The following is a 26931-nucleotide window of genomic DNA, read 5'->3' on the forward strand; positions in this document are numbered from 1 at the left end:
GGATGCATCGACCCGAGGTCAGCACCCCGGACGCGCCCGCTCCTGCGCATCACCCGCCAGGTCCTCATCTCCACCGGGAGGAGGACGCCCCGCGGGCGCACCCGTCACGTACCATGAACCCGGGGGATCGCGCGACTGCTCGCGAGGCTTCTCGCCACCCTCCCTCACATCTCCGCGGCCCGGCGCCGCGTCGAAAGGACGACCGCTCCATGGCACTTCCCACTGCATCCCGCCGCTCCGTCCGGCCGCTCGGGATGTCGCTGCGGGCGGTCATGGGGTTCATCGGGATGAGCGCCGTGGCGGGCGTCCTGATCACCGTCGGCGTCACGCCGGCTCTCGCGCTGACGGGCCTGGCGACGAGCAACACGATCGGCATGTTCCAGAACCTGCCGGGCTACCTCGACGTGGGCCAGCTGATGCAGCGCACCAACGTCTACGCGAGCGACGGGACGACCCTCCTCGCCTCCGTCTACGACCAGAACCGCGTCGAGGTCGGCTGGGACGACGTCGCGCAGTCCGCGAAGGACGCGGCCGTCGCCGGCGAGGATCCGCGCTTCTACGAGCACGGCGGCATCGACCTCCAGGGCACGCTCCGGGCCATCGCCGTCACGCTGACGGGCGACGACCTGCAGGGCGGGTCGTCGATCACGCAGCAGTACGTCAAGAACGTCCTGGTGCAGAAGGCGGAGTCGATCACCGACGAGGCCGCGCGCGACAAGGCCTACCAGGAGGCGACGGACCCGACCCCCGAGCGCAAGCTCAAGGAGATGCGCCTCGCGATCGGCCTCGAGAAGGAGGCGTCGAAGGACGACATCCTGCTCGGCTACCTCAACATCGCCCTCTTCGGGGGCACCGTCTACGGCATCGAGGCCGCGGCGAACTACTACTACGGCATCCCCGCGAGCCAGCTCTCGACCTCGCAGGCGGCCGCGCTGCTGGCGATCGTGAACAACCCGGCGAAGTTCCGCTTCGACAACCCGGGCGACGAGGCGAACGGCGCCGCCAACGGCTACGCCGCCACCAAGGAGCGCCGCGACTACATCCTCTCGGAGGAGCTCAAGCACGGCCGGATCGACCAGGCCGCGCACGACGCCGCCGTCGCCGAGCCGATCACCCCGAACATCACGGAGCCCTCGACCGGCTGCACCACCGCCGGCAACGCCGCGTACTTCTGCGACTACGTGCTGAACGTCCTCCGCAACGACTCCGTCTTCGGGGCGACCGACGACGAGCGCTACCAGCGCATCCGCCAGGGCGGCTTCGACGTCGTGACGACCCTCGACCTCGACATCCAGCAGGTCTCGCAGGCGGCGCTCAACGCCTACATCCCCTCCGTCGACCCGCGCTTCCAGGTCGGCGCGACGGCCGCCTCCGTCGAGGCGAAGACGGGCCGCGTGCTCTCCATGGTGCAGAACACGCAGTACAGCCAGGACGAGCAGTTCCTCGCCGCGAACCCCGGCTACAGCGCGATCAACCTCAACGTCGACCTCAGCATGGGCGGCGGCTCCGGCGTGCAGACCGGATCGACCTACAAGGTGTTCACGCTGGCGCAGTGGCTGAAGGCGGGGCACACCGTCAACGAGTCGTTCGCCTCCCCCACCTCCGGCTTCAGCTCCTACCCCCAGAAGTGCAACGTCGAGGGCGACGGCGGCTACTACGGCAAGTTCTCGCCTCGCAATGACGACCCGTCGGAGGACGCGAGCTCGATGAGCGCGCTCGGCGCGACCACGAACTCGATCAACACCGGCTTCATGGGAATGGCGCAGCAGCTCGACCTCTGCGACATCCGCACCACCGCCGAGTCGTTCGGGATGCACCGCGCCGACGGCCGCGAGCTCGCCAACGGGCCGGCCTCGGTCCTCGGGACGAACGAGATCGCGCCGTTGACGGTGGCCAACGCCTACGCGGGGATCGCGAACGACGGCACGACCTGCTCGGCGATCGTCATCGACCGGATCACCGACAGCGAGGGCAACGCCGTCGCCACCCCGGCATCGGCGTGCACGCCCTCCGTGTCGCCCGAGGTCGCCCGAGGGATGCAGTACGCGATGCAGCGGGTGATGACCTCCGGAACGGCCTACGCCTCGAACCCCTTCGACGGGATCGAGCACATCGGCAAGACGGGCACCACCGACGAGGCCGCCGACGTGTGGACGGCGGGCGCCAGCAAGGCCGCCTCCCTGGCGGTCTGGGTCGGCAGCATCAACGGCTTCGCCGACAACACCAAGCAGAACCTGCGCTTCATCAGCCTGACGGGCGAGAAGGGGACCATCCGCGCCTCCAACGCCCGGCACGCCATCTGGAAGCCGATCATGACGGCGCTCGACGAGAAGTACGGCGGCGACGACTTCACGGCACCGCCGGCCTCGATGCTCGCGTACTCGCCGCGATCGGCGGCGAACTCCGAGGTCCCCGACGTCACGGGCGAGACGGTCGAGAGCGCCACGGCGATCCTCACCGCCGCCGGTTTCGTCGTCGGGATGCACGAGTCGGTCGACTCCGCGACGATCCCGGAGGGCTCCGTCGTGTCGACGACGCCGAGCGCGGAGGAGACGGCGGTCGCCGGCGGGGTGATCCCCCTCCAGGTGAGCACGGGCAAGGCTCCGGCCAATCCGAACGACATCTCGGACCTGAACGGCGACCTGATCGAGTAGAGACGTCGCCCGTCCCGTGAAGGGGCCGATCCCTCCGGGGTCGGCCCCTTCTGCTGTCGCAGGCGCCGGGCCTGCGCGGGCGCCGTCGCGCCGACTCCGGGCGGACGGGCGTCCGGCGCGGCCGTGGCGCGCCTCGTCGGGGATGTCGCAGGCCTCGCCTAGGGTGCTGGTGCAGCGAGAGGATCCATCCTGAAGCGACCGAACGTCCCCGTCTTCCAGCCCCGTCGAACCGTCCACGGGGCTCTCGGCGCGCTGTTCGGATTCGTGATCGTCAGCGTCCTGGCGGGTCTGCTCGCCTCGCTCGTGGTCGCCCCCGCCGCCGCGCTCACCGGCGCGGCGACCTCCGGCACCATCTCGGCGTTCCAGTCACTCCCGAGCTACCTCGAGGTCGGGCGCCTGATGCAGAAGAGCGACGTCTACGCGGGCGACCCGGACGATCCGACGCTGCTGGCCTCCTTCTACGACCAGAACCGGATCGAGGTGCCGGCCGACCGGATCGCCGACTCCGTGAAGGACGCGCTCGTCGCGAGCGAGGACCCGCGCTTCTACGACCACGGCGGGATCGACCTGCAGGGCACCCTCCGCGCCATCGCCAGCACCTACCTCCTCGACGGCGACACCCAGGGCGGCTCGTCGATCACGCAGCAGTACGTGAAGAACGTGCTGGTGCAGAAGGCCGAGTCGATCCCGGACGAGGCGGACCGCGACCGCGCGTACGCGGAGGCGACGGCGACCACGGCCGAGCGCAAGCTCAAGGAGATGCGGCTCGCGATCGGGCTCGAGAAGGTGTCCTCGAAGGACGACATCCTGCTCGGCTATCTCAACATCGCCCTATTCGGAGGCACCGTCTACGGCATCGAGGCCGCGGCGGAGTACTACTACGGCATCCCGGCGGCCGACCTCTCCCTCGCGCAGTCCGCCTCGCTCCTGGCCATCGTGAACAACCCCGAGAAGTTCCGCTTCGACCGGCCGGACGACACGGCCAACGGCGAGGCGAACGGCTACGCGCAGACCCGGGAGCGGCGCGACTACATCCTCGACCGGATGCTCGAGACGGGGAGCATCGACCAGGCCGCGCACGACGCCGCGGCCGCCGAGGCGATCACCCCCGACATCACCCCGCCGTCCACCGGCTGCCAGACGGCCGGCAGCGCGGCCTACTTCTGCGACTACGTGACCCACGTCCTCCGAGACGACCCGGCGCTCGGAGCGACCGACGACGAGCGCTACGCGGCGATCAAGCAGGGCGGGATCAAGGTCTACACGACGATCGATCTCGATCTGCAGAGGACCGCGCAGGAGCTGATGGACGAGCAGGTCCCCTCCTCCGATCCGCGCTTCGACGTCGGGGCGACGGCGGTCGCCGTCCAGAACGGCACCGGGCGCATCCTCACGATGGTGCAGAACAAGCGCTACAGCCAGGACCCGGACGTGATCGCGAGCGGGCCGGAGTTCTCGGCGATCAACCTCAACGTCGACGCGTCCGCGGGCGGCGGCAACGGCTTCCAGACCGGCTCCGCCTACAAGGTGTTCACGCTCGCCGAATGGCTCGACCGCGGGCACACCCTGCTCGAGCAGTTCGACTCGAAGCAGAAGAACTGGACCGGCTTCGCCGACAGCTGCGAGGGCACCTGGGACTACGACTCCTACAACCCCAAGAACGCCGGCGACGGCGGCTACACCGACACCCAGACGGCGCTGTACTCGACGATCTACTCGCTGAACACGGGCTTCACCGGGATGTCGCACCTGCTCGACCAGTGCGAGATCCGCAAGCAGGCCGAGGCCTTCGGAGTGCACCGCGCGGACGGGACCGCGCTCGTGCAGTCGCCGGGAGCGGTCCTCGGCACCAACGAGATCGCACCGCTCACCATGGCGACCGCCTACTCCGGCATCGCCGCGAACGGCACGACCTGCACCCCCGTCGCGATCACGGCGATCGTCGGAGCGGACGGCCGCGAGATAGAGCCGGTGGAGACGACCTGCAGCCGGGCGGTGTCGTCGAGGGTCGCCTCGGCGATGCAGTACACGATGCTCAAGGTGACCGCCGAGGGCACGGGTGTCGAGGACGATCCGAAGAACGGCATCCAGCACATCACCAAGACGGGCACCACCGACAACTCCGCCGACACCTGGGCCATCGGGGCCTCGACCGAGACCTCCCTCGCGGTCTGGGTCGGCAGCATCTCGGCACGCGCGGACGGCTCGAGGGTGAACCTCGACTCGATCGACTTCGACAGCGGCTGGGCGCCCTCGGCACGCCACCGGATCTGGAAGCCGTTGATGACGGCGATCGACTCCCGCTACGGCGGCTCCGACTTCCCGCAGGCCGACCAGTCGCTCATCGCGGCGCCGCAGGTCACCGTGCCGGACCTGTCCGGCCGGACCGGCGACTCCGCCGCACAGGCGCTGACCGCAGCAGGGCTCACTCCCGGAGCGACGTCGCAGGTCGACTCGACGCAGCCGATGAACACCGTGGCCGGCACCGGTCCGGCCGCGGGCACCCGCGTGGACAAGGGATCGGTGGTGGGCGTGCAGCTGAGCACGGGGAAGGCGCCGCCCGCTCCCGCTCCGGGCGGCTGACACCGCTGGACCGGGACGTCGCCGGTCGGCGAGGATCTGCGACGGGAACGGTTCAGGGGGGAACGGGTCAGGGAAGCCGGCTCAGGGCCCGACGGCTCCGGCGGGGAGCAGCCCGAACTCGACGAGCTCGTCGTCGGTGAGCAGTCGGCTGCGGATCATGAAGCGCTTGCCCTCGGGGGCTTCGACGCTGAATCCGCTGCCCCGCCCGTCGACGAGGTCGACGGTGAGGTGGGTGTGCTTCCAGTACTCGAACTGGGAGCGGGACATCCAGAAGTCGATCGGGTCCAGGCCGTCGAGCCGGAGCGACTCGACGAGCACGTCCGAGGCGCCGGTGCGGAACATCCCGGCAGGGAAGCACATCGGGGAGCTGCCGTCGCAGCATCCGCCCGACTGGTGGAACATGAGCGGCCCGTGCAGCGCCGTCATCCGGCGGAGCATGCTTGCCGCCTCCGCAGTGACGTCGACCCTCGTGGAGGTCATGATTGGTGCTCCTTCGCTCGTGGTGCGGAATGTCTGTGTGCGCCCGACCGCTGACGCCGGACGCTCCTCCGGGCGGCATCTCGATACGCCGCTGCGCGGACTACTCGATCAGCACGAGCGGGCGGCCCGTCGTCAGGTGCCTCGCCCGCAGGGCCGAGCACCGTTCTCCCACGCGCCGCCAGGTGCCTCGCCCGCAGGGCCGAGCACCGTCCTTCCGCGCGTCGCCAGATGCCTCGCCCGCAGGGCCCAGCACCGAACGACGGATCCGCGTGCCAGCGGATCCGTCTCGGTGCGAACGCTCCCCGCTCCTCCCCACCCGGCCACGTCGGCGAGCCGACCGCGGCACGGGCGACGAGGAACGAGGAGCCCGTGCGAACCAGCTCAGAAGAAGCCCATCGGTCCTTCCGCGTAGGAGACGAGGAGGTTCTTCGTCTGCTGGTAGTGGTCGAGCATCACCTTGTGGTTCTCGCGTCCGATGCCCGACTGCTTGTAGCCGCCGAATGCCGCGTGCGCGGGGTACTGGTGGTAGGTGTTCGACCAGACGCGGCCGGCTTCGATGGCCCGGCCGGCGCGGTAGAGCTGGGCGCCGTTGCGGCTCCACACTCCGGCGCCGAGGCCGTAGAGGGTGTCGTTGGCGATGCCGATCGCGTCGTCGAAGTCGTCGAAGGAGGTGAGGGCGAGGACGGGTCCGAAGATCTCCTCCTGGAAGATGCGCATCGAGTTGCGGCCCTCGAACACGGTCGGGTTGACGTAGTAGCCGCCGCTGAGCTCGCCGCCGAGGTCGGCGCGGTCGCCGCCGATGAGCAGCTTCGCTCCCTCCTGTTTGCCGATGTCCATGTAGGAGAGGATCTTCTCGAGCTGGTCGTTCGAGGCCTGGGCGCCGATCATCGTGGCGGTGTCGAGCGGGTTGCCCTGTTTGATCCGCTTGACCCGCTCGAGGCCGTCTCCGACGAAGTCGTCGTAGATCGAGCGCTGCACGAGCGCCCGCGACGGGCAGGTGCAGACCTCGCCCTGGTTGAGGGCGAAGAACGAGAAGCCCTCGAGCGCCTTGTCGTAGAAGGAGTCGCGTTCCGCGGCGACGTCGGCGAAGAACACGTTGGGGCTCTTACCGCCCAGCTCCAGCGTCACCGGGATGAGGTTCTCGCTGGCGTACTGCATGATCAGGCGGCCGGTGGTCGTCTCGCCGGTGAAGGCGATCTTGCGGATGCGCGGGTGGGAGGCGAGCGGGGCGCCCGCTTCGAATCCGAATCCGTTGACGACGTTGAGCACGCCGGCGGGGATGAGGTCGCCGATCAGGTCGAGCAGCACGTGGATGGACGCCGGCGTCTGCTCGGCCGGCTTCAGCACCACGCAGTTGCCCGCGGCGAGCGCCGGTGCGAGCTTCCACACGGCCATCAGGATCGGGAAGTTCCAGGGGATGATCTGCCCGACCACGCCCAGCGGCTCGTGGAAGTGGTACGCGATCGTGTCGTGGTCGATCTCGGAGACGCCTCCCTCCTGCGCGCGGATCGCTCCGGCGAAGTAGCGGAAGTGGTCGATGGCGAGGGGGATGTCGGCGGCGAGGGTCTCGCGCACGGGCTTGCCGTTCTCCCACGTCTCGGCGACGGCGAGCAGCTCGAGGTTCGCCTCCATGCGGTCGGCGATCTTCAGGAGCATGTTCGAGCGCTCGGCGGGGCTGGTCTTCCCCCAGCTCGCGAACGCCTTCCAGCCCGCCTCGACGGCGCGGTCGACGTCGGCGGCGGTGCCGCGGGCGATCTCGCAGAAGGGCTTCCCGGTGATCGGGGTGATGTTCTCGAAGTACTGGCCGCTCGCGGGGGCGACGTACTCGCCTCCGATGTAGTGGTCGTAGCGCGAGCGGAAGGAGGCGACGGATCCCTCCGTGCCTGGATTCGCGTAGACCGTGGAACCCGGCTCCTGCGGTGCCTGCTCGGCGACCTGGTCGGCGTACAGCGTCATGTGGACCTCCATCGACGTCGTTGTCGTGGGCGCGGGGTGGGCGCCCGGTCCTGACGCTACGTCGCGGGGGGTTGCACGACGTTGCACGGGTCGACGCACCGGCGGGAGCGGCGAGGACGGAGGCCGGACCGGCCGGGCGGAGACGCGGCCGCCCGAGGAGGAGGGCCCCGCGGCCCGGACCTCAGACGCTCGCGAGCAGGCGCTGGGCGATCCGGCTCATGTAGACGCCGTAGGTCACCGTGGCCGCTGCGGCCCCCGCGCCGACCCAGGACCACACCTGCGGCCAGGCGGAGCCGTCGACGAGGACCACGACGACTCCGATCGCTCCTACCAGCGTCGTCCAGGTGGCGAGCCAGAGGTCGAGGGTCCGGCCGAAGATCCTCGCCATCGGGTAGAAGTGCAGGCCCACGATCACGGCGATGGCCGGCACGAGGAACCGGTCGAGCCCGGTGCCGGTGAGGACTCCCACCGCGACACCGATCAGCACGCCCTCCGCGGCGAAGACCGCCCCGAAGAGCACGCCGTTCGGCTTCGCCGCGCGGTCGGCGTCGGTGAGCTCCACCGCCATCCTCCGCCGGGCGACGAGGAGGCGGACGGCCTGCACGGCGAAGACCACGGCCGCGAGCGCGCAGACGGTCACGGCGGTCGTCGCCGCCGGAGCCGGCCAGCCGACCGTGGTGTCGCTCGCCCACCACATCGTGAAGACCGCCATCAGGAGCAGGCCCCCCGCGACTCCGCTCGCGAGGGCCCGGGGAGGTGGTGCGAGGGTGCTCATGCGTCGAGGCTAGCGAGGCGGCTCCGCGGCCTCACGGCTCCGGCGGGACTCCCAGGAGCGGACGGGACGGCTCAGCGCTGCTCCGCCTCGATCGTCTCGAGGTGGGCGGCGACACCGGCACGGCGGGGCGAGCGGGGCGGGAGGACGCGCAGGAGCTCCCGCCACACCTCCGCGTCGTCGCGGCCGTCCGGGCCCTCCGCCCAGGCGAGGAGGGTCGCGGGCGCCGCATCGGCGAGGACGCTCGCCCGCACCCGCAGGCGCAGCTCGCCGGCGATCGCCCGGATCCCCGGCGCCTCGGACGAGGGCAGCGGCGCGCCCCGGTAGGCGTCCAGGGCGAGGCGGTGGGAGCCGCGGTCGAGCAGGCCCAGCACCTGGCGGGCGTCGAGGTCGACCGGGCTCGCCAGGCGGTAGGGGCGCGAGAGGGGCACCAGGCGCGGGAGGGTCGGCTCGAGCGCGCGGCGCAGCCGCACCATCTCGGCGCGGACGGTGACCACCGCGTCGTCCCGGCCGTGGAGCAGGAGGGCGAGCTGCTCGGCCGAGAGCCCGGCCCGATGCCAGGCGAGCAGGGTCAGGATCTCGGCGTGCCGGCTGCTGAGCTCGAGCGTCGCTCCGGCGGCCGTCACCAGGCCCGTCTCGCGCCCGAGGACCCGCAGACTCGGCGCCCGGGCCGCCGCCGTGCTCCGTGCAGCGGGCCGCCGCGGGCGGAGGAGCCGCTGCACCATCAGCTCGCTCTCGACGGCGGCGGCGGTCGCCTCCATGAGCGGGAGGGTCTGCGGGGCGACGACGTCGGCGCCACCGGTGATGTCGATCACTCCGAGGATCTCGTGCGTCTCGGGGTCGTGCACGGGGACGGCGGTGCAGCTCCACGGGTGCACGAGCGAGGCGAAGTGCTCGGCGCCGTGGATCTGCACGCCGTGATCGAGCACGAGGGCCGTCCCCGGCGCGGACGTCCCGACGTCGGGCTCGGCCCACGCCGCGCCCTCGACGAACGACATCCCCTCGGCGAGGCTCTTGAGGTGCTGGTCCCCGTCGATCCAGAGCAGCCGCCCGAGCGCGTCGCCCACCGCGACCAGCACGCCGCTGTCCTCGTCGGCGTCACGCACCAGCAGGCGGCGGATCACCGGGAGGACCGAGGCGAGCGGATGCCCGGTGCGGTACTCGCGGAGGTCGTCTCCCGAGAACGAGAGCGGTGCCGTCAGCCGGTCCGGATCGAGGCGCCGCCGCCGTGCGCGCTCCCACGACTCCTCGACCAGCGCGCGCCGCCGACCGCTGCCAGGGCGGGCCAGCCACGGGTTGGTCATGCGCTCCGCCTCGTCGTCGGGTCGGTGGGAGTCGACGCTACTCCGCGGAGCGCGGCGGCGCCTCTCTCCGCGCACCGGAACGGCGGCGCCCCCGCACCGCCAGCAGCAGCACCGCCGCCACCAGCACCGCGATGCCCAGGACGGCTCCCGCGGTGAGCCGCTCCCCCAGCACCGCCACGCCGAGGAGGGTCGCGGTCGCCGGCTCCAGGAGGGTGAGCGTCGAGACGGTCGCCGCGGGAAGCACTCGCAGGCCGCGCGCGAAGAAGGTGTAGGCCACGGCGACCGTCACCACTCCGAGCCAGAGCACGGCCGGGATCGAGCCGGAGAGCCGCGACGGATCGCCCAGCAGCAGGAACGGGAGCGCCAGCAGCGCCGCGGCCCCGAACTGGGCTCCCATGGCGGCGACGGGGCTGAGCCCGCGCTCGAGCAGCAGCTTGCCGCAGACGGCGTAGAGCGCGTAGGAGGCGCCGGCACCGGCCGACGCGGCGAGGCCGGGGAGTGTCACGCCGCCGGACCCGCCTCCGCTGAGGAGCACCACGCCGACCGCGGCGAGCGCGGTCGAGGCGAACCAGCGCGGGCTCGGGGTCGTCCGCAGGACGAGCCACTCCAGCAGGCCGGTGAAGGCGGGAGCGGAGCCGAGGGCGACGATCGTGCCGACCGCGACTCCGTTCTGCGCGGTGCCGGTGAAGAAGGCGGGCTGGTACGCGGCGACGCCGACCGCTCCGAGCACGACGAGCAGCACGACGGCGCGGGTCGGGCGGGAGCGGCTCCGCCGGCGCAGAGCCTCCACGCCGAGGAGAGCGGCCAGCAGGGCGCCGCCGAGGACGATGCGCGCCGCCCCGAGCAGGAGCGGATCGACGCCCGCCGCTCCGAGGGCCTGGGCGGTCCCCGTCGTGCCGAAGCAGACGGCGGCGAGGAGGACGGCGCCGATCGCCGAGGTCCGGGCCCCGCTCATCCCGCCCCGCTCCCCCGGCCGCCTGACGACCGGCTCCCAGTGTCCCAGGGATGGGCGCGTGCTCTTCCGCCTCTCGCACCGGGGGCCCAGGATGGAGGGACCGGACTAGCGGAGGAGCACGACGTGGGCATCGCGGAACCGTTCGACCTCGAGGACCACCACCGCAGCGCGCACGGCGCCCTGCGCGAGCACTTCTCAGTGCGCGAGTTCGAGGAGGTGCCGCTGGACCGCGAGGCCATCGTCGCCACCGCGTACCTGCGGGCGATCGAGCACGCCACCGTGGCCCGGGTGCTCCCCCTCGCGCGCGCCCACCCCGACGAGCAGGTCCGCGCGTTCGCGTCCGTCTGGGCCGCCGAGCGGCACCGGATCGCCGACGCCCTGGGCGAGGTGCTCGCGGCCTCGCCGCAGATCCGCGGCATCGACGTCCGCCCGCCGGAGCCGACGGTCAGGTCGCGCCCGCTCCTCGACCGTGCCGCGGCCTCCCTCGCCGGCCCCGTCGCGCTGGCCCTCACGGTGGACGCCCGGGTCGCGGTGCACGGCTACCGCCGGCTCGCCCGGCTCTCGCTGCACCCTGAGATGGAGCGCCTCGCCGAGACGGTCACGGGCATCCTCGAGCGGCAGGCCGACTTCTTCACGGTGCACGCGGCGGGACGCCTCGGACGCCCGCTGCCGCGCCGGGTGCAGGCGGCCGGCCTGCTCGCCGTGCTGCGCCTCCCGATCGGCGAGGCCGACCTGCCGGAGGCTCTCGCGCGCGAGGGCCGGGAGCTCGTCTTCGGCCGGGACGACGGCGGACTCGACGGGATCGACGCGGGCGTCGTCGCGGCGTTCGCGCTGCCCTGCACGGCGGCCCGGCGGCTCGTGCACCCGTACCGGCCGGTGTCGATCCGTGCCGCGCACCGCCTCGGACGGCTCGCCGCCGACACCCGCGCCGCCGTCACGACCCTGCTGGAGCAGGTGCGCGAGTAGCGGCGGCGCTCAGCCCAGCAGCTCGCGCACGTCCTCGGCCGTGATCCCGCCGGTGGCCGCCGCGCCGTCGTCCGACATGACCGCGGCGAAGAGCGCGGCCTTCGCCTCCTTGAGGGCCATCACCTTCTCCTCGATCGTGTCCTTCGCGACCAGGCGGTAGACCATGACCGAGCGGGTCTGGCCGATGCGGTGCGCGCGGTCGACCGCCTGCGACTCGGTGGCGGGGTTCCACCACGGGTCGAGCAGGATGCAGTAGTCGGCCTCGGTGAGGTTGAGCCCGAAGCCGCCGGCCTTGAGCGAGATCAGGAACACGCCCGCCGCGCCCGAGCGGAACCGATCGATGACCTCGTCGCGCTTCTTCGTCGCTCCGTCGAGGTAGGCGTACTCGATGCCCGCCGCGTCCAGCCGCCCGCGGACCCGGCCGAGGAACCGCGTGAACTGGCTGAACACCAGCACGCGGTGCCCCTCGCCGAGGGCGTCGCCCAGCAGCTCGTCGAGCAGGTCGAGCTTGGTGGAGGGCACGCTCTCGTGCGCCTCGTCGACCAGTGCCGCGTCGAGCGCGACCTGGCGCAGCACGGTCAGCGCGCGGAAGATCGCGAAGCGGTTCTTCTCGAAGTCGCCGATCAGGCCCAGCACGCGCTGCCGCTCCCGCGCCAGGTACGTGTCGTAGACCTTCCGCTGCTTCGGGCCGAGCTCGACCTCGAGGGTCTGCTCCTGCTTGGGCGGCAGCTCCTTGGCGACGAGCTCCTTGGTGCGCCGCAGCATCAGCGGGCGGATGCGCCGCCGCAGCTGCGAGAGCTTCTCGCTGTCGGCCTCGCGCTCGATCGGCTTCTGGTAGAACTCGACGAACCCGGCGGGCGAGGGGAACAGGCCCGGAGCGACGATCGACAGCAGCGACCAGAGCTCCATCACGTTGTTCTCCATCGGCGTTCCCGTGATGGCGAGCTTGAAGGGCACGTCGAGCCGGCGCGCGAGCTGGTGCGTCGCCGACTGGCGGTTCTTGACGAACTGCGCCTCGTCGAGGAGGAGCCCCGACCACTGGATGCCCGAGTACGACTCGTAGTCGAGCCGGAACAGGGCGTAGGAGGTGACGACCAGCTCGGCCTCGCCGATGACGCTGGAGAGCGCCTTCCGCTTCTTCTTCGACGTCTCGTCGATCCCGACGACGCGGAGGTCCGGGGCGAAGCGCTTGGCCTCGCCGACCCAGTTGGGCACCACGCTGGTGGGAGCGACGACGAGGAACGGGCGCGGCGAGGTGCCCGCCTCCGCGGCCGCGGCGCGCTGCTCCTGCATCACCCGGGTGACCAGGGCGAGGGACTGCACGGTCTTGCCCAGGCCCATGTCGTCGGCGAGCACGCCGCCGAGCTGGTTGTCGTAGAGGAACGAGAGCCAGTCGTAGCCGAGCTGCTGGTAGGGCCGCAGCTCCACGGCGAAGCCCTCGGGCAGGACCCGCGACTCCAGCGCACCGGTCGCGGTGAAGCCGGAGAGCCCCTCCACGGAGCGGCGCCAGGCGGCGGCCTGGGCCTCCACGACGCCCAGCTCGACCAGCTCGTCCCAGAGGGAGGACTGGAACCGGCTGATCCGCAGGGTCTCGCCGGGGTCGTCCGAGAGCTCGCGGGCCTCGGCGATCAGCTCGCGGAGGCGGCCGAACCGCTCGTCGTCGAGGGCGAAGTAGACGCCGCTGGGCAGCACCATGTACTCGTCGCCGCGGGCGAGCGCGAGGAAGATCTCGGCCAGCGGGACCGCCTCGTCGTTGACGGTGACGGAGATCTCGAGGTTGAACCAGTCGCGGCTGTCGGGCTGGGCGACGGTCTGCACGGCGACCACGGGCGCGGTCTGCGCCTCGCGGTACTCGACGCGCTCGCCGATCTCCTCGATCTCGACGGTGCCCAGCTCGCGGAGCCGCTCGACCTCGCCGGTGAGGAAGCCGACGGTCTGCATGCCGCGCAGGTCGAAGGTGGGGCGCAGGCGCCTGCTCGACGGGGACACCAGGGCGGGCGTCGACTCCGGGTCGAGACCCGCTCCGACGAGGGAGTCGAGGATCCGCTGCTCGGCCTCGGGGTCGCGGTAGCCGGCGTCCTCGCCGACCCGCAGCGGGAGCCGCTCGGCGTCCACGCCGCCGCGCGCGCCCTCCACTCCGTAGCGCCACCACCACGAGCCGCGCAGGCCCGCGCCGTCGGTGTGCTCGAGGGTGAGGCCGAGGCGCGGCTCGGGCACCGCCGGCGCCTCGAAGGAGCCGTCACGGGAGACGATGTCGAACAGCCGGTGCAGCCGCTGGTAGTGCTCGGTGAGGAACGCCGACTCCTCGGCCACCGGAATGCGGATGGCCTCGCGGCTCCAGAGGAACGTGCGCGCGGAGGACAGCAGCGGCGCGGCGAACGGGATGAGCGTGACCGGGCGGGCGCGCATCTCGTCGCCGCCCTCCCACGTGTAGAGGCCGACGGCCGGGTCGCCGATGAAGCCGAACTCCTCGGGCGCCGGGTGGTCGCCGATCGCGACGAGCGAGCGCAGCTCGAGGCCGGCGGCGGTGCGCGTGACGTCGATGGAGGCGGTGGCCGTCGTGTCGAGGATCTTCAGCGGCGTCTGGTCGCGGTCGCCCATCACCAGGCCGATGCCCGCGCGGACGGCGCCGTGCAGTGCCGCCCAGATCGCCTCGCTCCGGCACTGGTCGAGGTAGAGCCAGGTGTCGGGCGAGTAGTAGCTGGAGGCGCTGTGCCCGGAGAGCAGGCCCTGCATCTCGCGGATCACGTCGATCTGGCGCTCGTCGTAGTCGTGGCTGTAGTGCAGGTAGCCGAGGTCGCGCCAGCTGGTGCCGGTGCGGACCCAGCGGTCGCGGTCGCCCATCCGCACCGGGCGCACGCCCAGGCGCGGGCGCGGCTCGGGCGGCGGCCGGTAGGAGTTGTAGCGGCCGGGCGGGCGACGCACGGGCTCGCCGGGCAGCAGCTCGAACTGCAGGCCGAGCGGGATGCCGGTGTGCGAGCGCTCCGCGCCGGCGAGGAGCGGGGCGAGCGCGCTGCGCCACTCCGGGACGGCGTCGACAGCGGCCTCGCCCGGGAAGGGACCGGCCACTCCGCCCTCGCGCTCGCGGCGCAGGGCCTCGATCAGGACGGCCGCGACGTGCTTGCACTCGTGCTTGACCGGGCAGCTGCAGGCGCCGCCGAGGAGGGTCCAGTGCTCGCCCTCGTCGCGGAGCTGCACGCTCACGGCGTACGGCGAGCGCCCGGATCCGCGGACCTGGCCGAAGAGGCGGGTGCGGCCGCCGAACCACTGCAGCTCGCGCACGCGGCCCTCGTCCGCGTACGCGGTGCCCTTCTCGACGGCGGCGGTTCCGACGAGGGCGCGGATGTCCTGCTCGGAGAAGGGCTCGTGGCCGGCGGTCACCGGCCCAGGTGCGGCCGACGGCAGCACCTCACCGGGGGGACTCTGGCGGGCCATGGACCTCACGCTCTCCGCGCTCGAACGAGCGCATCCGTCTATTCAACCCGATTCCGGAGGCGCTGCGAGCCGCGGGCCGGGATCCGTGGAGGACGCACGGCCGTCCCTACGATGGAGGGATGCCCCGTCTGGCCGTCGTCTCGGCGCACACCTCCCCGCTCGAGCAGCCGTCGACGGGCGACGCGGGCGGGATGAACGTGTACCTCGCGGCGGTGCTCCCGGAGCTAGCGGCGCTCGGCTGGGAGATCGAGGTGCTGACCCGCGGCGAGGGCGTCCGGATGCTCGCGCCGGGTGTGCGGGTGGTCGGCGTGCCGGTGCCGGCGGGCGACAAGTACGCGCTGGCGGCCGCGGCGCCGGAGTTCGCGCGCGCCGCGGAGGGGGCTGACGTCGTGCACTCGCACTACTGGGTGTCGGGCCTCGCGGGGGCGCTCACCGGCAGGCCGCACGTGCACTCGATGCACTCGGGCTCGCTCGCGAAGAACGCCCGGCTCGCCCCGGGCGACGTCGCGGAGCCGCAGCAGCGGATCGACGCGGAGCGCTCCGTGCTCGCCTCCGCCGACGCGATCGTGGTGGCGGGCGCCTCGGAGCGGGAGGACGTCGTCAGCGGGTACGGCGCGGATCCGGACCGGGTCGTCGTGGTGCCGCCCGGAGTCGACGCGCGGTTCCGTCCCGGCGGCGGCGAGCGCTCCGGAGTCGTCCTGGTCGGCCGGGTGCAGCCGCTCAAGGGCCAGCTGCTGGCGGTCGAGGCGCTCGCGAGAATCGCGCCGGCGGAGCGGCCGGTGCTGCGGCTGGTGGGAGGGGCGGCACCGGGCCGGGAGTCGTACCTCGATGCGGTGCGCGCCGCGGCGGCTCCGCTGGGAGACCGCGTGCTGATCGAGGGGGCCGCCGACCGCGACCGGGTGGCGGAGCGGCTCCGGAGCGCGCAGCTGGCGCTCGTGCCCTCGGCGGCCGAGACCTTCGGGCTCATCGCGCTCGAGGCGGCCGGCAGCGGCACTCCCGTGCTCGCGCGCAGGACGACCGGCCTGGTGGACGCGGTGCGCGACGGCGGGAGCGGCGTGCTGCTCGACTCCGACTCCCCCGCGGCGTGGGCCGAGGCGATCCTGACCCTGCTGGGCTCGCGCGGTGAGCTGGCGCGTCTCGGCCGCGGCGGCGTCGACTGGGCGGCCGCCCACTCCTGGCCGGCCGCCGCCGCCCGGCTGGACGCCGTCTACCGCGGCCTGACGGCCCGCTGAGGGAACCGCGGACCCTCGATGAACCCAGCGCCTTCGGAATGCCACGACGGGTCGGGATTCCCTCGGTGCAGGGACGGGTGTCAATCGGCGATGGCGGGCGCCCCGGGGTCGAGGCGGGCGCCGCGAGTGGAGCGGTACCAGGGAGCGAGGCGGTCGGGCGAGACGGCGACCATCGCGGCGCCCGTGAATCCGGCGTCGTTGCCGAAGCGGGCGGGGACGATCTCGGTGCCGATGTCGAGGAAGCGGGCGAACTCGTCGAAGACGTGCGCCGCCGCGCCGCCGATCACGAACAGCTGCGGCGAGAGCAGCATCTCGAGGTGCCGGTAGTAGACGCTGAGGCGACCCGCCCACTCCTCGAGGGTGATGCCCTCGCGGCGGACGGCCGAGAAGCCGACCTGCGGCTCGAAGTCGGGACCGTCGATGTGCAGGTGACCGAGCTCGGAGTTGGGGATCACCACGCCCTCGTGGACGAGCGCCGTCCCGATGCCGGTGCCGAGGGTGGTCAGCAGGAGGAGGCCCTCGCGTCCGCGCATGGCCCCGAACTCGCGCTCGGCGACTCCTGCCGCGTCCGCGTCGTTGACGACGACGACGTCGACCCCGGTCGCCTCCGAGAGGAGGGCCTGCGCGTCGAGCCCGACCCAGCGCTGCGAGACGTGGGTGGTCTGGCGGACGACGCCGCCGCGGACGATCCCGGGGAAGCCGACGCCGACGGGCGTGCCCGCGATCGGCGAGACGTCGCGGACGATGCCGGCGATCGCCTCGGCGAAGTCCTCGGGCTCCTTGCCCAGCGGGTTCGCGACCGCGAAGCGCCGAGCCGCCCGCTCGCCGGTGGTGACGTCGACGAGGGACGCCTTGATCGACGTCCCCCCGATGTCGACGCCGACGGCGAAGCGCGGGAGGAGGCCGTCGTGGGGCTGGGTCACGGATGCTCCGTCTGCAGTGGTGGGCGAGTGCGGGCACTCGCGAAAACGGTCGGCCCGTCGGATCCGGGATCGCGACGAGCCGAAGGCGATTCTACGAGCCGTCAGGTGCGCGCGGGCTCCGAGAGGGCGCGGAGGACGAAGTCGATCACCGGCTCGTAGAGGTGGACGGCCAGCCCGTCGTCGATCGGGACGACCACCTCGATCGAGCCCTGCGCCTCGGCGACGAACACCGCCGGGTCGTTGCAGTCGGCGATCGCGATGACCGGCAGCCCCCGCCGGCCGGCGGCGCCCGCGAAGCCGTGGTCGGCGACGACCAGGTCGGGGCGGACGCCGAGCTCGTCGAGGCGGTCGAGCAGCGCGTCCATCGGCTCCGGCGAGTGCGTGTGCTGCAGCCCTCCCCCGCGGTAGACGCAGGTGACCCCGCCGGTGCACCACAGGGCCTGGTGCTCGTCCGCGAGAGGCACGCGGATGCCGTCGGGGGCGGCGAACGGGAGCGCGTTCACGTCGATCACGCGAGCGCCCCGCTCCGTGGCGGCAGCAGCGAAGCGGCGGTAGACGTCCATCAGGGTCGCGGGGTGCGCGGTGGCGAACAGGAGCAGCGCCCCCTCGCGGACAGCGGCGGCGAACCGGTCGCGGTAGCGGGCGAGCCCTGCGACCGTCAGGCGGGCGTCGATCCGGTCCTGCCCGCTCTCGAAGGAGGGGTCGGTGCTGATCCCCACGCGCTCCCCCATCAGGGCGAGCAGGCTCTCGAGCGTCCAGTGCTCGGCCACGTCCACGCCGTAGAGGTGCGCGGGCTCGCGGGCGGCGAGGCGGCGGAGGTTGCCGAGGTTGCTCGCGCGGCCGGTGAGGACGTCCCCGGCGAGAAGGGAGGAGGCGAGGTACGCCTCGAGCTCGGAGTCGGGACGCGGCATGCGGGACCTCTCGATCGACGGGGAGCTCCTAGGCTACGGGCAGTTCAGGTGTTGACATCCGATCCGTCGCCGATATATCGTTACTGCATCGCCGACAGATCGGGAACAGCCGCTCCCGACGGGCGACCGGATCCGATCGAAAGGGATCCCCTCACGACAGAGAGCAGCACACCCATGAACTCCAGGACCTTCTTCTCCGACGACCGCCGCGACTCCTGCGACGGCGACCACTCCTCCCGCCACGAGCACCCCGGCCGCGGACAGCGCCGCGGACCCGGCGGTCACGGCCGCGGCTTCGGGCCCGGCTTCGGCTTCGGCCCGGGCTTCGGCCCCGGCTTCGGCGGCCCCTTCGGCCGCGGCGGAGGACGCGCCCGACGCGGTGACGTCCGCGCGGCCCTCCTCTCCCTCCTCTCCGAGAAGTCCTCGAACGGCTACGGCCTGATCAAGGCCATCGCCGAGAAGACGAACGGATCGTGGCGTCCCAGCCCCGGCTCCGTCTACCCCACCCTCCAGCAGCTCGTCGACGAGGGCCTCATCACGGCCGTCGGCGAGGGCCGCGGCACCGAGTACCAGCTCACGGACGCGGGCGGCACCTACGTGCGAGAGCACGCCGACGAGCTCGACGCGGCCTGGGAGGCCACCCCCGGCGCGAGCGACGCCGATCGCGCCTTCATGGAGAACGTCGGCAAGCTGATGGGCGTCGTGCAGCAGTTCCGCGGAGCGACCGAGGCGCAGCGCGCCGCCGCCTCCGCCAAGCTCGATGAGACCCGTCGCGCGCTGTACCTCATCCTCGCCGACTGACCTCGGCTCCCCTCCCGCGATCCGTCGCGGGAGCCCCCGGACGGACGGGACCCCCTCGCCTCGGCGACGGGGTCCCGTCCGTTCCGTCGTCTCCGGACCCGGCGCCTCAGCGGGCGGCGGACAGACGGGCCAGACCCTCGTCGAGGGTGACCGACGGGCTCCACTGCAGATCGGCGCGCGTGCGGCGCTGGTCGAACCAGTGCGCGGTCGAGAGCTGCTCGGCGAGGAAGCGGGTCATCGGCGGCTCATCGGCGCCGGGCCGCACGGCCCACACGCGCTCGACGAGTGATCCCGCGACGCGGGCGACGGAGGCGGGGACGGACCAGCGCGGCGGCTCGACGCCCGAGGCGCGGCAGATCCCGGCGAGCAGCTCGGCGACGGGGCGCGGCTCGCCGTTGGTGACGACGTAGGAGCGGCCGTGCACCTCCTCCGCCCGCCCGAGAGCGGCGACGATCGCCGAGGCGGCGTTGTCGATGTAGGTGGAGTCGATCAGCGCCTGGCCGTGCCCGAGGAGCGGCAGCCGGCCGGCGCGCGCCCGCTCGACGATGCGGGCGACGAGCTGGGTGTCGCCCGGACCCCAGACCAGGTGCGGGCGCACGGCGACCACCGCGAAGCCCGGGGCGTCGGCCGCCAGCGCCAGCAGCTCGGCGCGGGCCTTGGTGCGCGCGTAGTCGCCGCGGGCGCGGTCCGGATCGGCGGGCTCGGCGTCGTCGCCGGTGATCGAGGAGCCGGAGTGGGCGACGGAGGGCGACGAGATCTGGACGAAGCGGCTCACGCCCGCGCGGGCGGCGGCGGCGAGCAGACGCCGGGTGCCGTCGACGTTCACGCGGTCGAAGTCGCCCGGATCGCCGGCGAGCGAGACCTTCGCGGCGAGGTGCACGACGCCCTCGGCCGCGTCGACGGCCTCCTCGACCGCGCGCGGATCCGTCAGCGAGCCCCGCGCCTCCTCGACGCCCGCGACCCCGGAGGGCCGACGCTGGAAGGTGCGGACCTCGTGCCCCTGGGCGACGAGGCCCGCGGCCACCGCACCGCCGAGCAGGCCGCTCGCGCCGGTGACCAGGACCCTCACGGAGCCACCATCGGGCCGCCGGCGAGCACGCCCTCGGCCCAGCGCGAGAGCGCGGCCCGGTCGATCTTGGAGTTGTGGCGGATGTCGGTGGGCAGCGCCGGGACGACGAGCACCGCGGCGACGGGCCGGCCGACGGCCGCGCGCACCTCGGTGGCGAGGGCCTCCTCGGCCAGCACCACGCGGCGCGCGCCCGAGCGCAGCTCGACCACGGCGACCAGCTGCGCGACTCCGCGCGGGCCGGCTCCGACGATCGCGGCGCGGGCGACCGAGGCCACGCGCGCCTCGATCCGCTGCTCCGGTCCGACCGGCGTGACCACGCCGTCGGGAGTGACGACGACGTGCGGCATGCGGCCCTCGACCCAGAGGCGGCCGGCGGAGTCGATCCGCCCGACGTCCCCGGTGCGGTGCCAGCGCTCACCCGGGACGGCGCCGACGCGGGCGGCGCGGTCGGTGAGCCAGAGGCGCTCGTAGTGGTCCTCGACGTGACCGGCCGAGACGACGATCTCGCCGGTCGTGCCGGTGATCTCCTCCGGCTCGTCCGCGGCGCGGCCGCTGGCGTCGAGCGGGGCGATCCGCAGCCGGACGCCCGCGGCGGGCACGCCCACGCAGACGCCTCCGCGCGGATCGTCGTCGGAGGCGGCCTCGCGGATGCCCTCCAGCGACGCGTCGGTGAGCAGCAGCCCCTCGGTCATGCCGTAGGGAGTGCGGGCGGAGGCGTTCGGCATGAGCGCCTGCGCCTCGCCGAGCAGTCCCGCCGAGACGGGGGCGCCGGCCGAGAGGAAGGTGCGCACGCCGGCGAGGGCGCGGTGGTCGTCAGTGTCGAGCGCACCGGCGGTGGCCACGACGTTGGCCAGTGCGGCCGGCGAGAGGAACAGCACGGTCGCGTCGACCCGTGCGGCGGCCGCGGCGACGGCGGCCGCAGTGAGCGTCCGGGGCGCGGTGACGTCCATGTCCGGAGTGGCGGAGCGCGTGCCCAGCGCGGGACCGAGCAGGGCGAACGGCGCGAAGCCCGCGACGAGCCCGGTGCCTGGTCCGATCCCGTACTGGCGGGCGAGCGCGTCGCGGACGCCGGCGAGCTGGCGGTGCGTGTAGACGACGCCCTTGGCAGGGCCGGTCGAGCCGGAGGTGAACAGGATCGCGGCCACGGCGTCGGCGGCGGGCGCCTCGCCCAGCGCCTCCGGGTCGGCGGCCAGCTCGGCGCGGCCGAGCTCGATCAGCTGCCCGAGCGAGGTGTCGACCCCGAGGGCCGCGGCGGAGGCGCGGGGCAGGGTCTGCGTCGAGACCCGGCCGCCGGGCCAGCGGAGGGCCCGCGCGACGGTGAGGCCGGGCAGGGCGCCGACCACCAGATCCGGCCAGGCACCGCGGACCGCGCGGGTGAGACCGCGCAGGCCCAGGCCCGCGTCGGCGACGACGACGACGGCTCCGATGCGCAGGCACGCGTAGAGCAGCGCCGTCAGGTCGGCACCGGGCGGCACGAGGAGCGAGACGCGGTCGCCCGGGGAGACGCCGGAGGCGCGGAGCCCGGCGGCGAGCTCGCGGACCCGCTGCGAGAGCAGGCGCCACGAGACCGAGCGGGGCCCGCCGCCTCCGGGAGGCGCCATCTCGACCAGGGCGAGCGAGTCGTCCTGCGCATTGCGGTCGAGATGCGCCCAGAGCGGCTCGACCGGCGCGGTCGGGCGGCGGACGTCGGGGGCGGGGTCGCCGCCGAACGGCTCCTCGCCGTCGGAGAGGTCGCCCAGCCAGGTGAGGACGGCGGACGCGTAGTCGACGTCCTCGGCCACCAGGTGGCCCGCTCCCTCGTAGCGGTGGACCTGCGCGTGCGGGAGGCGGTCGACGAGGTCGTCGAGGTAGCGGTCGGAGAAGATCGGGTCCAGCGGGCCCCAGAGCATCAGGGCCGGCGTCGTCAGGGCGCTGACGCCCTCGGCGATGCGCTGCAGCTCCGGGTCGCTCGGGTGCGCGGAGTCGACCGGGATGTCGGCGACGAAGCCGCCCACTCCGCCGCGGCGCGACGCGGACCGGTAGGGCGCGCGGTACCCCTCCTTCACCGCGGAGGGCAGCGCGGGGTGCCCCAGCGCGAGGGTCGTCTCGAGGAAGGCCGGCGTGCCGACCGTCGAGGCGCCGAGCACGCCCGAGGCGAGCGCGAGCCGGAGCGGGGCCGGGATCGGCTCGTCGGCGCTCTGGTGGATCGCGGTGTTCAGGAGCATCGTGGCGCGCAGCTGCTCCGGGTGGTCCACCGCCCAGCCCAGCGAGACGACTCCGCCCCAGTCGTGGCCGAGGGTGACCACGTCGTCGAGGCCGAGCACGTCGGTGAGGTTGGCGAGCTCGCGCACGCGGTCGGCGAGCGTGTGCAGGGCGCCGGTCCGCTCGGAGAAGCCCATCTCGAGCTGGTCGACAGCGACCACCCGCCAGGCGGGGCCTCCGCGGCGGGCGGACTCGAGCGTGGCGGCCGCGAGGCGGCGCCAGAGGTAGGACCAGGTGGGGTTGCCGTGCACGCAGAGGACGGTGCCGACGGGCTCCGTGCCGAGGGCCTCGCCCGTGTCGAGCAGGTGCCAGCGGCGCGGCACGCCCTGGGCGTCCGGAGCGTCGACGAGGCGCGACCACGCAGGAGCGAGCCCGTCGAGCCCGGCCGGGGGCAGCTGCGCGGCGGCCGTGGAGCCGAGCGCTCCGCGGATCCGCTCGGCCGGGTGCGGCGCGGTCACCAGGCGATCTCGAGCATCGCGGTGTTGATGCCCGAGCCCACTCCGATGAGCAGCACCCGGTTGCCGGGCTGCAGGGTCTCGGCCTCCTGGGCCAGGGTGATCGGGATCGACGCCGGGCCGACGTTGCCGAGGGTGGGGTAGGTCGTGGGGACGCGGCTGCGGTCGATGCCGACGGCCTTCACCAGGGCGTCGGTGTGCACGTCCGACACCTGGTGCGTGATGTAGCGGTCCATCCCGCTCCAGTTCCAGTCGCGGGTGGCCTCCTTCCACGCCGAGAGGACGAGCTCCATGCCGCCCTTGAGCAGCGCCTTCGCGTCCGTGAACATGCCGTCGACGCTGCCGACGCAGAGCTCGTTGAACTGCGTGGCCGCGCGGGTGATGCCGCCGAGGATGCGGTGGCCCTTGGGGTGCTCGTCGGCCGGGCCGAGGACGGCCGCGGCGGCGCCGGAGCCGAGGGTCAGGCTCGCGAACTCGCTCATGAAGTCCTTGCGCTTGACGCCCTCGCGGCTCAGGCGCTCGATGGTGTTGACCTGGATCTCGTCGGCGTCCTCGCCGTCGATGATGAGCGCGTAGCGGATCTGGCCGGAGTCGATCAGCTGCGCGGCGAGGGTCATGCCGTTGACGAAGCCGAGGCACGCGTTCGCGATGTCGAAGTTGATGGCCGACGAGGGCAGGCCGAGCCCGTGGTGCAGGCGCACGGCGACCGAGGGCTCGAGGTGCTTGCGGGTCACCGACGTGTTGATGATCAGGCCGATCTGGTCGGCGCGGACGCCGGCCTCGGCGAGAGCGCGCTTGCCCGCGTCGATCGCCGCTCCGTCGAAGCCCTGCTCGGTGCCCCAGTTGCGGCGCTCCTGCACTCCGGCGACGCGCTGGAGGAGCCCGGTGGGGAGCCGCAGGCGCTTGAGCGCCGGAGCGAGCCGCGCCTCGATCTCGGCCGAGGTGGTCACGCGCGGAGCCAGCGTGGTCGCGACGGACAGCAATGCGACGTTGCGGTGCGTGGTCGTTGCGTTTCCGTCCAACGGAACTCCCTGTCGAGTTGTCGATCCTGGCATGTGCCTCCGTGATTTTACGCTGTCGTTCAGGCTGCGCTTCCTGGACGCCCGCTGGGCGGTCGCGGAACGCGTCCTCGGCGGCCCGGCGGAGGCTCCTCCCCCGGAACGACGGGCGAGGAGCCGCCGAGGCCACACGCGACGCGCGGTGTCAACCCACCCGCCGGGGCGTCAGGTCCCCATCGCCCACGGCTCGCGATCGCCGCGGAGGCGGGCGGCGAGCGCCATCGCCTGCTCATCGGTCAGGGTCGCGACGTAGTCGACCACACCGCGTCCCCGGCCGAGCCGCTGCAGCGCGGCCGGGTCGGAGGTCGGCCGGCCGCGCTCGTCCGCCGGGAGCCAGTCGGGGTGGTCGGCGCGCAGGCGGAAGTAGCCGTCGGTCGCGAGCTCGATCAGGTCGAGCAGCTTCTGCGGAGCCCGCGAGCCGTCGCGCGGATCCTCGAGCCAGGCGTCGAGGTGGGTCACCAGCGTCTCGAGCACCTGCGACTGGCCGCGCTGGTAGGTGGCGAAGTCCGGCCGGTCGATCACGAAGCGGGTGTGCACGAACTTCAGCACGGCCACGTCGTGCCAGGCGTCGGGGAGGAGGGAGAGGTGGCCCGAGCGCACGTTCGGCTCGGCGAGCACCACCACGGAGCGCTGCAGGCGGCCGATCCAGGAGGAGACGAACGCCTCGATCGCGCGCTCGGTGCGCGTCGATCCGTCGAACGGGAGCGCGAGGAGCCCCTCGACCAGCTCGGTCGACACCCGCTCCACGGAGGCGCGGAAGTGCTCGTCGCTCGCGATCCACGGGTCGCGGGCCACGAGCCTCCGGCGGAGCATCTCGAGCGAGTGCCCGGGGGCGCGCGCCCACAGCTCCTCGGCGTCGAGGGCGGCGAGCGCGTTCTGCTCGCGGAGGAAGGCGCGGAACTCCACGGCGACGGCCGCCTGCTGCAGCACTCCCGCGCGGTAGAAGTCGTCGAGGTCGTGCAGCGAGTAGGCGATGTCGTCGGCGACGTCCATCACCGAGCACTCGAGGGTCTGCTGCCAGGGGGCGATCGCGGCGAAGCCGGAGCGGGCGTCGAGCAGGTCGTCGAGGTCGAGCGTGTACGCCGAGAACTTCGGCGGTGCGGTCTCCCACCGGCTGGCGGTCGAGCCGCGGGGCAGCTCGGTCGGGTCGGCGGAGTCGATGCCGGGGCGGTGGACCGTCCGCCCCCACGGGTACTTGAGCACGGCGGCACGGGAGGCGGCGGTGAGGTTCAGCCCCACCTCCACCGTCTCGCAGACGTCGAGCTCGGAGAGGATCCGGAACGACTGCGCGTTGCCCTCGAAACCCTCCGCGAGCCCCAGCCGCTCGCGCGCGAGGCGGTCGAGCGCCTGCTCGCCGAGGTGGCCGAACGGAGGGTGGCCGAGGTCGTGCGCGCTGGCCGCGGCCTGCACGACCACCGGGTCGCAGCCGCCGAGCCGCTCGACCAGCTCGCGCTGGGCGGGATCGGTGGTGGTCAGCTGCATCGCGATCGCGCGGGCGACCGCGGTGACCTTGATCGAGTGCGTGAGCCGGTTGTGCACGACCTGGCCGACGCCCGAGGGCGAGATGACCTGGGTCACCGCGGAGAGGCGGGCGAAGTAGGGCGAGAAGCGGATCCGCTCCAGGTCGACGCGGTACTCGGGGTACTCCTCGCCGGTGGCGAACCGGTCGACGGGCTCGGGGATGCGCCGGTCGCGGCGGTGGTCGTGCGGGGCCGAGGCCCGCGGGGCCGTCGTCTCGGGGAGTGCCGGCTCGCTCATGGCTTCACCCTAATCAGGGGCGCGGGGGCGGAGGGACCGCGCCGCTCCGGCGGTCGGCGTCGCTCCTCCGGTCGGCGTCGCTCCTGCGGCGAGACACCGCGTCCGCCGGCGAGGCACCGCGGGGACGGCGGCGCCTCGGGGAGCGCACGAACACCTCGGCGGTCCGGTGGGCGAGGCCGGCGCCTCGGCGGACGCCGGGACGCCCCGCGGCAGCCCGGCCGACGGGCGAACAGAAGACGGGGGGCGCGGCCTCCCGTCAGGCGGACTGCTCGCGCGGAGCGACGGCGAGGTGCACGGCCGCGGCGACGACCGCGCCGAGGACGTAAGCCGCGATGTCGAGCCAGGAGAAGGTGGTGCCGACGACGAGGCGGAGCGGCGCCCACAGCTCGACCAGGCGCGCCGCGACTCCGATCGCCTGCAGCTGCTCCATCGCGATCGACCAGGCCAGCGCGATCCCGGCAGCCGTCGCGCCCGGGATGCGCGGCAGGAGCACCGCGATCAGCAGCGCCACCAGCACGACGTAGGCCACTCCGCCGGCGAGGTCGGCGAGCAGCCCCGTGAGCACGAACCGCAGCGCCAGGCCCAGGCCGAGCACGGCGACGGCCGCGAGGGCGAAGCGGAGCCGCGCCCTCACCGGGCACGCTCCTCGAGGGCGCGCTGCAGGCGGTCGAGAGCGAGGAGGAACGTGCGGTCGTCGGCCACGCGCCAGCCGAGAGCGGCCGGGGCGGCGACGACCAGGGGCACGAGGACGGTGCGCGGGCGCCGCCTCGCCGCACGCAGGACGGCGGAGGCGGGCGGCGGCGCGAGGACCGCCAGGACCAGCGCGCGGACCCGGTGGGCACCCGAGGGCGAGGTGCCGACGCCCACCGAGACGATCCGATCCCACTCGGCGATGCGCAGGGCGTCTGCGCGCTCGGCGGCGAGCTCGAGTCCGTCGCGGCCGACGGCCAGCACCGCGGCGGCGGCGGCCGGAGCGGCGGAGGCGGGTGCCGCGATCCGGCGCAGCGCCCGGGCGAGCTCGGGAGTGCGCAGGACGGCGAACCCCTCGGTGACGGCGGCGAGCGCCGCCAGCCGGCGCTGCCGCTCCGGGGCGGCCTGACGGACCCGGGCCCGGACGGCGGCCGGGGCGGGCAGGGGCGCGGCGAGCAGCGCGGTCGGCTCGAACCGCGTGCGCGGGGGCAGCGGGACCGCCGGCGGTGTGCGCGGCGGGGGCTCGCCCCAGTGCGGCGTCGATGCGGGATCCATGCGCCCCTCCCTCCTCGCGCGGCTCCGAGCCGCCCCTGAGATCATCCCTCCTCCGCCCTCCCGCCTTGCCGAGAGGGCTCGGCGGGCTTACCATGGAGTACCCCCCGGGGGTATGCCGCGACCGGCGTGCCGA

General features: G+C 73.6%; 19 protein-coding genes. 5 read left to right on the plus strand and 14 right to left on the minus strand.

Features of this window, described 5'->3' with window-relative positions:
- Positions 1–209: 209 nt before the first annotated feature.
- Positions 210–2654 (plus strand): penicillin-binding protein, encoded by a 2445-nt coding sequence (locus C5C55_RS07410; protein ID WP_181067799.1) that lies wholly within the window; start codon positions 210–212, stop codon positions 2652–2654.
- 264 nt (positions 2655–2918) lie between these two features.
- Complete coding sequence (locus tag C5C55_RS07415) at positions 2919–5237, plus strand: transglycosylase domain-containing protein (RefSeq protein ID WP_104233436.1); 2319 nt, start codon at positions 2919–2921, stop codon at positions 5235–5237.
- An 81-nt stretch (positions 5238–5318) separates the two neighbouring features.
- On the opposite strand, the gene C5C55_RS07420 is transcribed toward C5C55_RS07415, so the two are convergent.
- The 5 genes from C5C55_RS07420 to C5C55_RS07440 form a co-directional block, all read right to left on the minus strand.
- Entirely contained in the window at positions 5319–5717 is a 399-nt protein-coding gene (locus C5C55_RS07420) for a DUF779 domain-containing protein (RefSeq protein WP_104233437.1), read from the minus strand.
- 381 nt (positions 5718–6098) lie between these two features.
- Positions 6099–7673 (minus strand): aldehyde dehydrogenase family protein, encoded by a 1575-nt coding sequence (locus C5C55_RS07425; RefSeq protein WP_104233506.1) that lies wholly within the window; start codon positions 7671–7673, stop codon positions 6099–6101.
- A gap of 181 nt (positions 7674–7854) precedes the next feature.
- Positions 7855–8448, minus strand: coding sequence for a hypothetical protein (locus tag C5C55_RS07430; protein ID WP_104233438.1), 594 nt, complete (start codon positions 8446–8448; stop codon positions 7855–7857).
- A 71-nt stretch (positions 8449–8519) separates the two neighbouring features.
- Positions 8520–9749: a GAF domain-containing protein gene (locus C5C55_RS07435; protein WP_104233439.1), complete on the minus strand. Its 1230-nt coding sequence runs from the start codon at positions 9747–9749 to the stop codon at positions 8520–8522.
- Between the two features lie 37 nt (positions 9750–9786).
- Positions 9787–10704, minus strand: a complete 918-nt coding sequence (locus tag C5C55_RS07440) for a DMT family transporter (protein ID WP_104233440.1) — start codon at positions 10702–10704, stop codon at positions 9787–9789.
- A gap of 123 nt (positions 10705–10827) precedes the next feature.
- Between C5C55_RS07440 and C5C55_RS07445 the strand changes: the two genes are divergently transcribed.
- Positions 10828–11670, plus strand: coding sequence for a hypothetical protein (locus tag C5C55_RS07445; RefSeq protein WP_104233441.1), 843 nt, complete (start codon positions 10828–10830; stop codon positions 11668–11670).
- A 9-nt stretch (positions 11671–11679) separates the two neighbouring features.
- Here C5C55_RS07445 and C5C55_RS07450 read toward each other — a convergent pair whose 3' ends face one another.
- Positions 11680–15105 carry a DEAD/DEAH box helicase gene (locus tag C5C55_RS07450; RefSeq protein WP_104233442.1) on the minus strand — a complete coding sequence of 1142 codons (3426 nt, stop codon included), beginning with the start codon at positions 15103–15105 and terminating at the stop codon, positions 11680–11682.
- Between the two features lie 119 nt (positions 15106–15224).
- Between C5C55_RS07450 and C5C55_RS07455 the strand changes: the two genes are divergently transcribed.
- A complete protein-coding gene (locus C5C55_RS07455) occupies positions 15225–16337 on the plus strand; it encodes a glycosyltransferase (protein WP_104233443.1) in 1113 nt (370 codons plus the stop codon).
- Positions 16338–16417: 80 nt separating this feature from the next.
- On the opposite strand, the gene C5C55_RS07460 is transcribed toward C5C55_RS07455, so the two are convergent.
- Together C5C55_RS07460 and C5C55_RS07465 are read right to left on the minus strand one after the other, a co-directional pair.
- Positions 16418–17260: an ROK family protein gene (locus tag C5C55_RS07460; RefSeq protein ID WP_244229583.1), complete on the minus strand. Its 843-nt coding sequence runs from the start codon at positions 17258–17260 to the stop codon at positions 16418–16420.
- A gap of 101 nt (positions 17261–17361) precedes the next feature.
- The gene (locus tag C5C55_RS07465; RefSeq protein WP_104233444.1) at positions 17362–18171 is read right to left on the minus strand and encodes a phosphatase; all 810 of its coding nucleotides are present in this window, start codon (positions 18169–18171) and stop codon (positions 17362–17364) included.
- A gap of 174 nt (positions 18172–18345) precedes the next feature.
- On the opposite strand from C5C55_RS07465, the gene C5C55_RS07470 reads away from it, so the two are divergent.
- Positions 18346–18972, plus strand: coding sequence for a PadR family transcriptional regulator (locus C5C55_RS07470; protein WP_104224185.1), 627 nt, complete (start codon positions 18346–18348; stop codon positions 18970–18972).
- Positions 18973–19078: 106 nt separating this feature from the next.
- Here C5C55_RS07470 and C5C55_RS07475 read toward each other — a convergent pair whose 3' ends face one another.
- From C5C55_RS07475 to C5C55_RS16525, 6 genes are all read right to left on the minus strand, one after another.
- Positions 19079–20041, minus strand: a complete 963-nt coding sequence (locus C5C55_RS07475) for an NAD(P)-dependent oxidoreductase (RefSeq protein WP_104233445.1) — start codon at positions 20039–20041, stop codon at positions 19079–19081.
- A complete protein-coding gene (locus C5C55_RS07480; protein WP_258072512.1) occupies positions 20038–22740 on the minus strand; it encodes an alpha/beta fold hydrolase in 2703 nt (900 codons plus the stop codon). Before C5C55_RS07480 ends, C5C55_RS07475 begins: the two co-directional genes overlap by 4 nt.
- Positions 22737–23792, minus strand: a complete 1056-nt coding sequence (locus C5C55_RS07485) for a 3-oxoacyl-ACP synthase III (protein WP_104233446.1) — start codon at positions 23790–23792, stop codon at positions 22737–22739. The genes C5C55_RS07480 and C5C55_RS07485 overlap by 4 nt, the downstream gene beginning before the upstream one ends.
- 168 nt (positions 23793–23960) lie before the next feature.
- Positions 23961–25553, minus strand: coding sequence for a deoxyguanosinetriphosphate triphosphohydrolase family protein (locus C5C55_RS07490; protein ID WP_104233447.1), 1593 nt, complete (start codon positions 25551–25553; stop codon positions 23961–23963).
- 256 nt (positions 25554–25809) lie between these two features.
- Positions 25810–26187 carry a DUF2809 domain-containing protein gene (locus C5C55_RS16520; protein ID WP_181067800.1) on the minus strand — a complete coding sequence of 126 codons (378 nt, stop codon included), beginning with the start codon at positions 26185–26187 and terminating at the stop codon, positions 25810–25812.
- On the minus strand, positions 26184–26798 hold the full coding sequence (locus C5C55_RS16525; protein ID WP_181067801.1) for a hypothetical protein: 615 nt from the start codon (positions 26796–26798) through the stop codon (positions 26184–26186). The genes C5C55_RS16520 and C5C55_RS16525 overlap by 4 nt, the downstream gene beginning before the upstream one ends.
- Positions 26799–26931: the final 133 nt, after the last annotated feature.

Origin of the sequence: Rathayibacter sp. AY1C2 (assembly GCF_002931195.1) — a bacterium.
Taxonomy (GTDB): Bacteria; Actinomycetota; Actinomycetes; order Actinomycetales; family Microbacteriaceae; genus Rathayibacter.

Coding starts and splice junctions, on each gene's coding strand:
- C5C55_RS07470 (WP_104224185.1), top strand. CDS start 18,346: ATGAACTCCAGGACCTTCTTCTCCGACGACCGCCGCGACTCCTGCGAC.
- C5C55_RS07435 (WP_104233439.1), bottom strand. CDS start 9,749: ATGACCAACCCGTGGCTGGCCCGCCCTGGCAGCGGTCGGCGGCGCGCG.
- C5C55_RS16525 (WP_181067801.1), bottom strand. CDS start 26,798: ATGGATCCCGCATCGACGCCGCACTGGGGCGAGCCCCCGCCGCGCACA.
- C5C55_RS07430 (WP_104233438.1), bottom strand. CDS start 8,448: ATGAGCACCCTCGCACCACCTCCCCGGGCCCTCGCGAGCGGAGTCGCG.
- C5C55_RS07420 (WP_104233437.1), bottom strand. CDS start 5,717: ATGACCTCCACGAGGGTCGACGTCACTGCGGAGGCGGCAAGCATGCTC.
- C5C55_RS07410 (WP_181067799.1), top strand. CDS start 210: ATGGCACTTCCCACTGCATCCCGCCGCTCCGTCCGGCCGCTCGGGATG.
- C5C55_RS07490 (WP_104233447.1), bottom strand. CDS start 25,553: ATGAGCGAGCCGGCACTCCCCGAGACGACGGCCCCGCGGGCCTCGGCC.
- C5C55_RS07465 (WP_104233444.1), bottom strand. CDS start 18,171: ATGCCGCGTCCCGACTCCGAGCTCGAGGCGTACCTCGCCTCCTCCCTT.
- C5C55_RS07450 (WP_104233442.1), bottom strand. CDS start 15,105: ATGGCCCGCCAGAGTCCCCCCGGTGAGGTGCTGCCGTCGGCCGCACCT.
- C5C55_RS07485 (WP_104233446.1), bottom strand. CDS start 23,792: ATGCCAGGATCGACAACTCGACAGGGAGTTCCGTTGGACGGAAACGCA.
- C5C55_RS07455 (WP_104233443.1), top strand. CDS start 15,225: ATGCCCCGTCTGGCCGTCGTCTCGGCGCACACCTCCCCGCTCGAGCAG.
- C5C55_RS07440 (WP_104233440.1), bottom strand. CDS start 10,704: ATGAGCGGGGCCCGGACCTCGGCGATCGGCGCCGTCCTCCTCGCCGCC.
- C5C55_RS07425 (WP_104233506.1), bottom strand. CDS start 7,673: ATGACGCTGTACGCCGACCAGGTCGCCGAGCAGGCACCGCAGGAGCCG.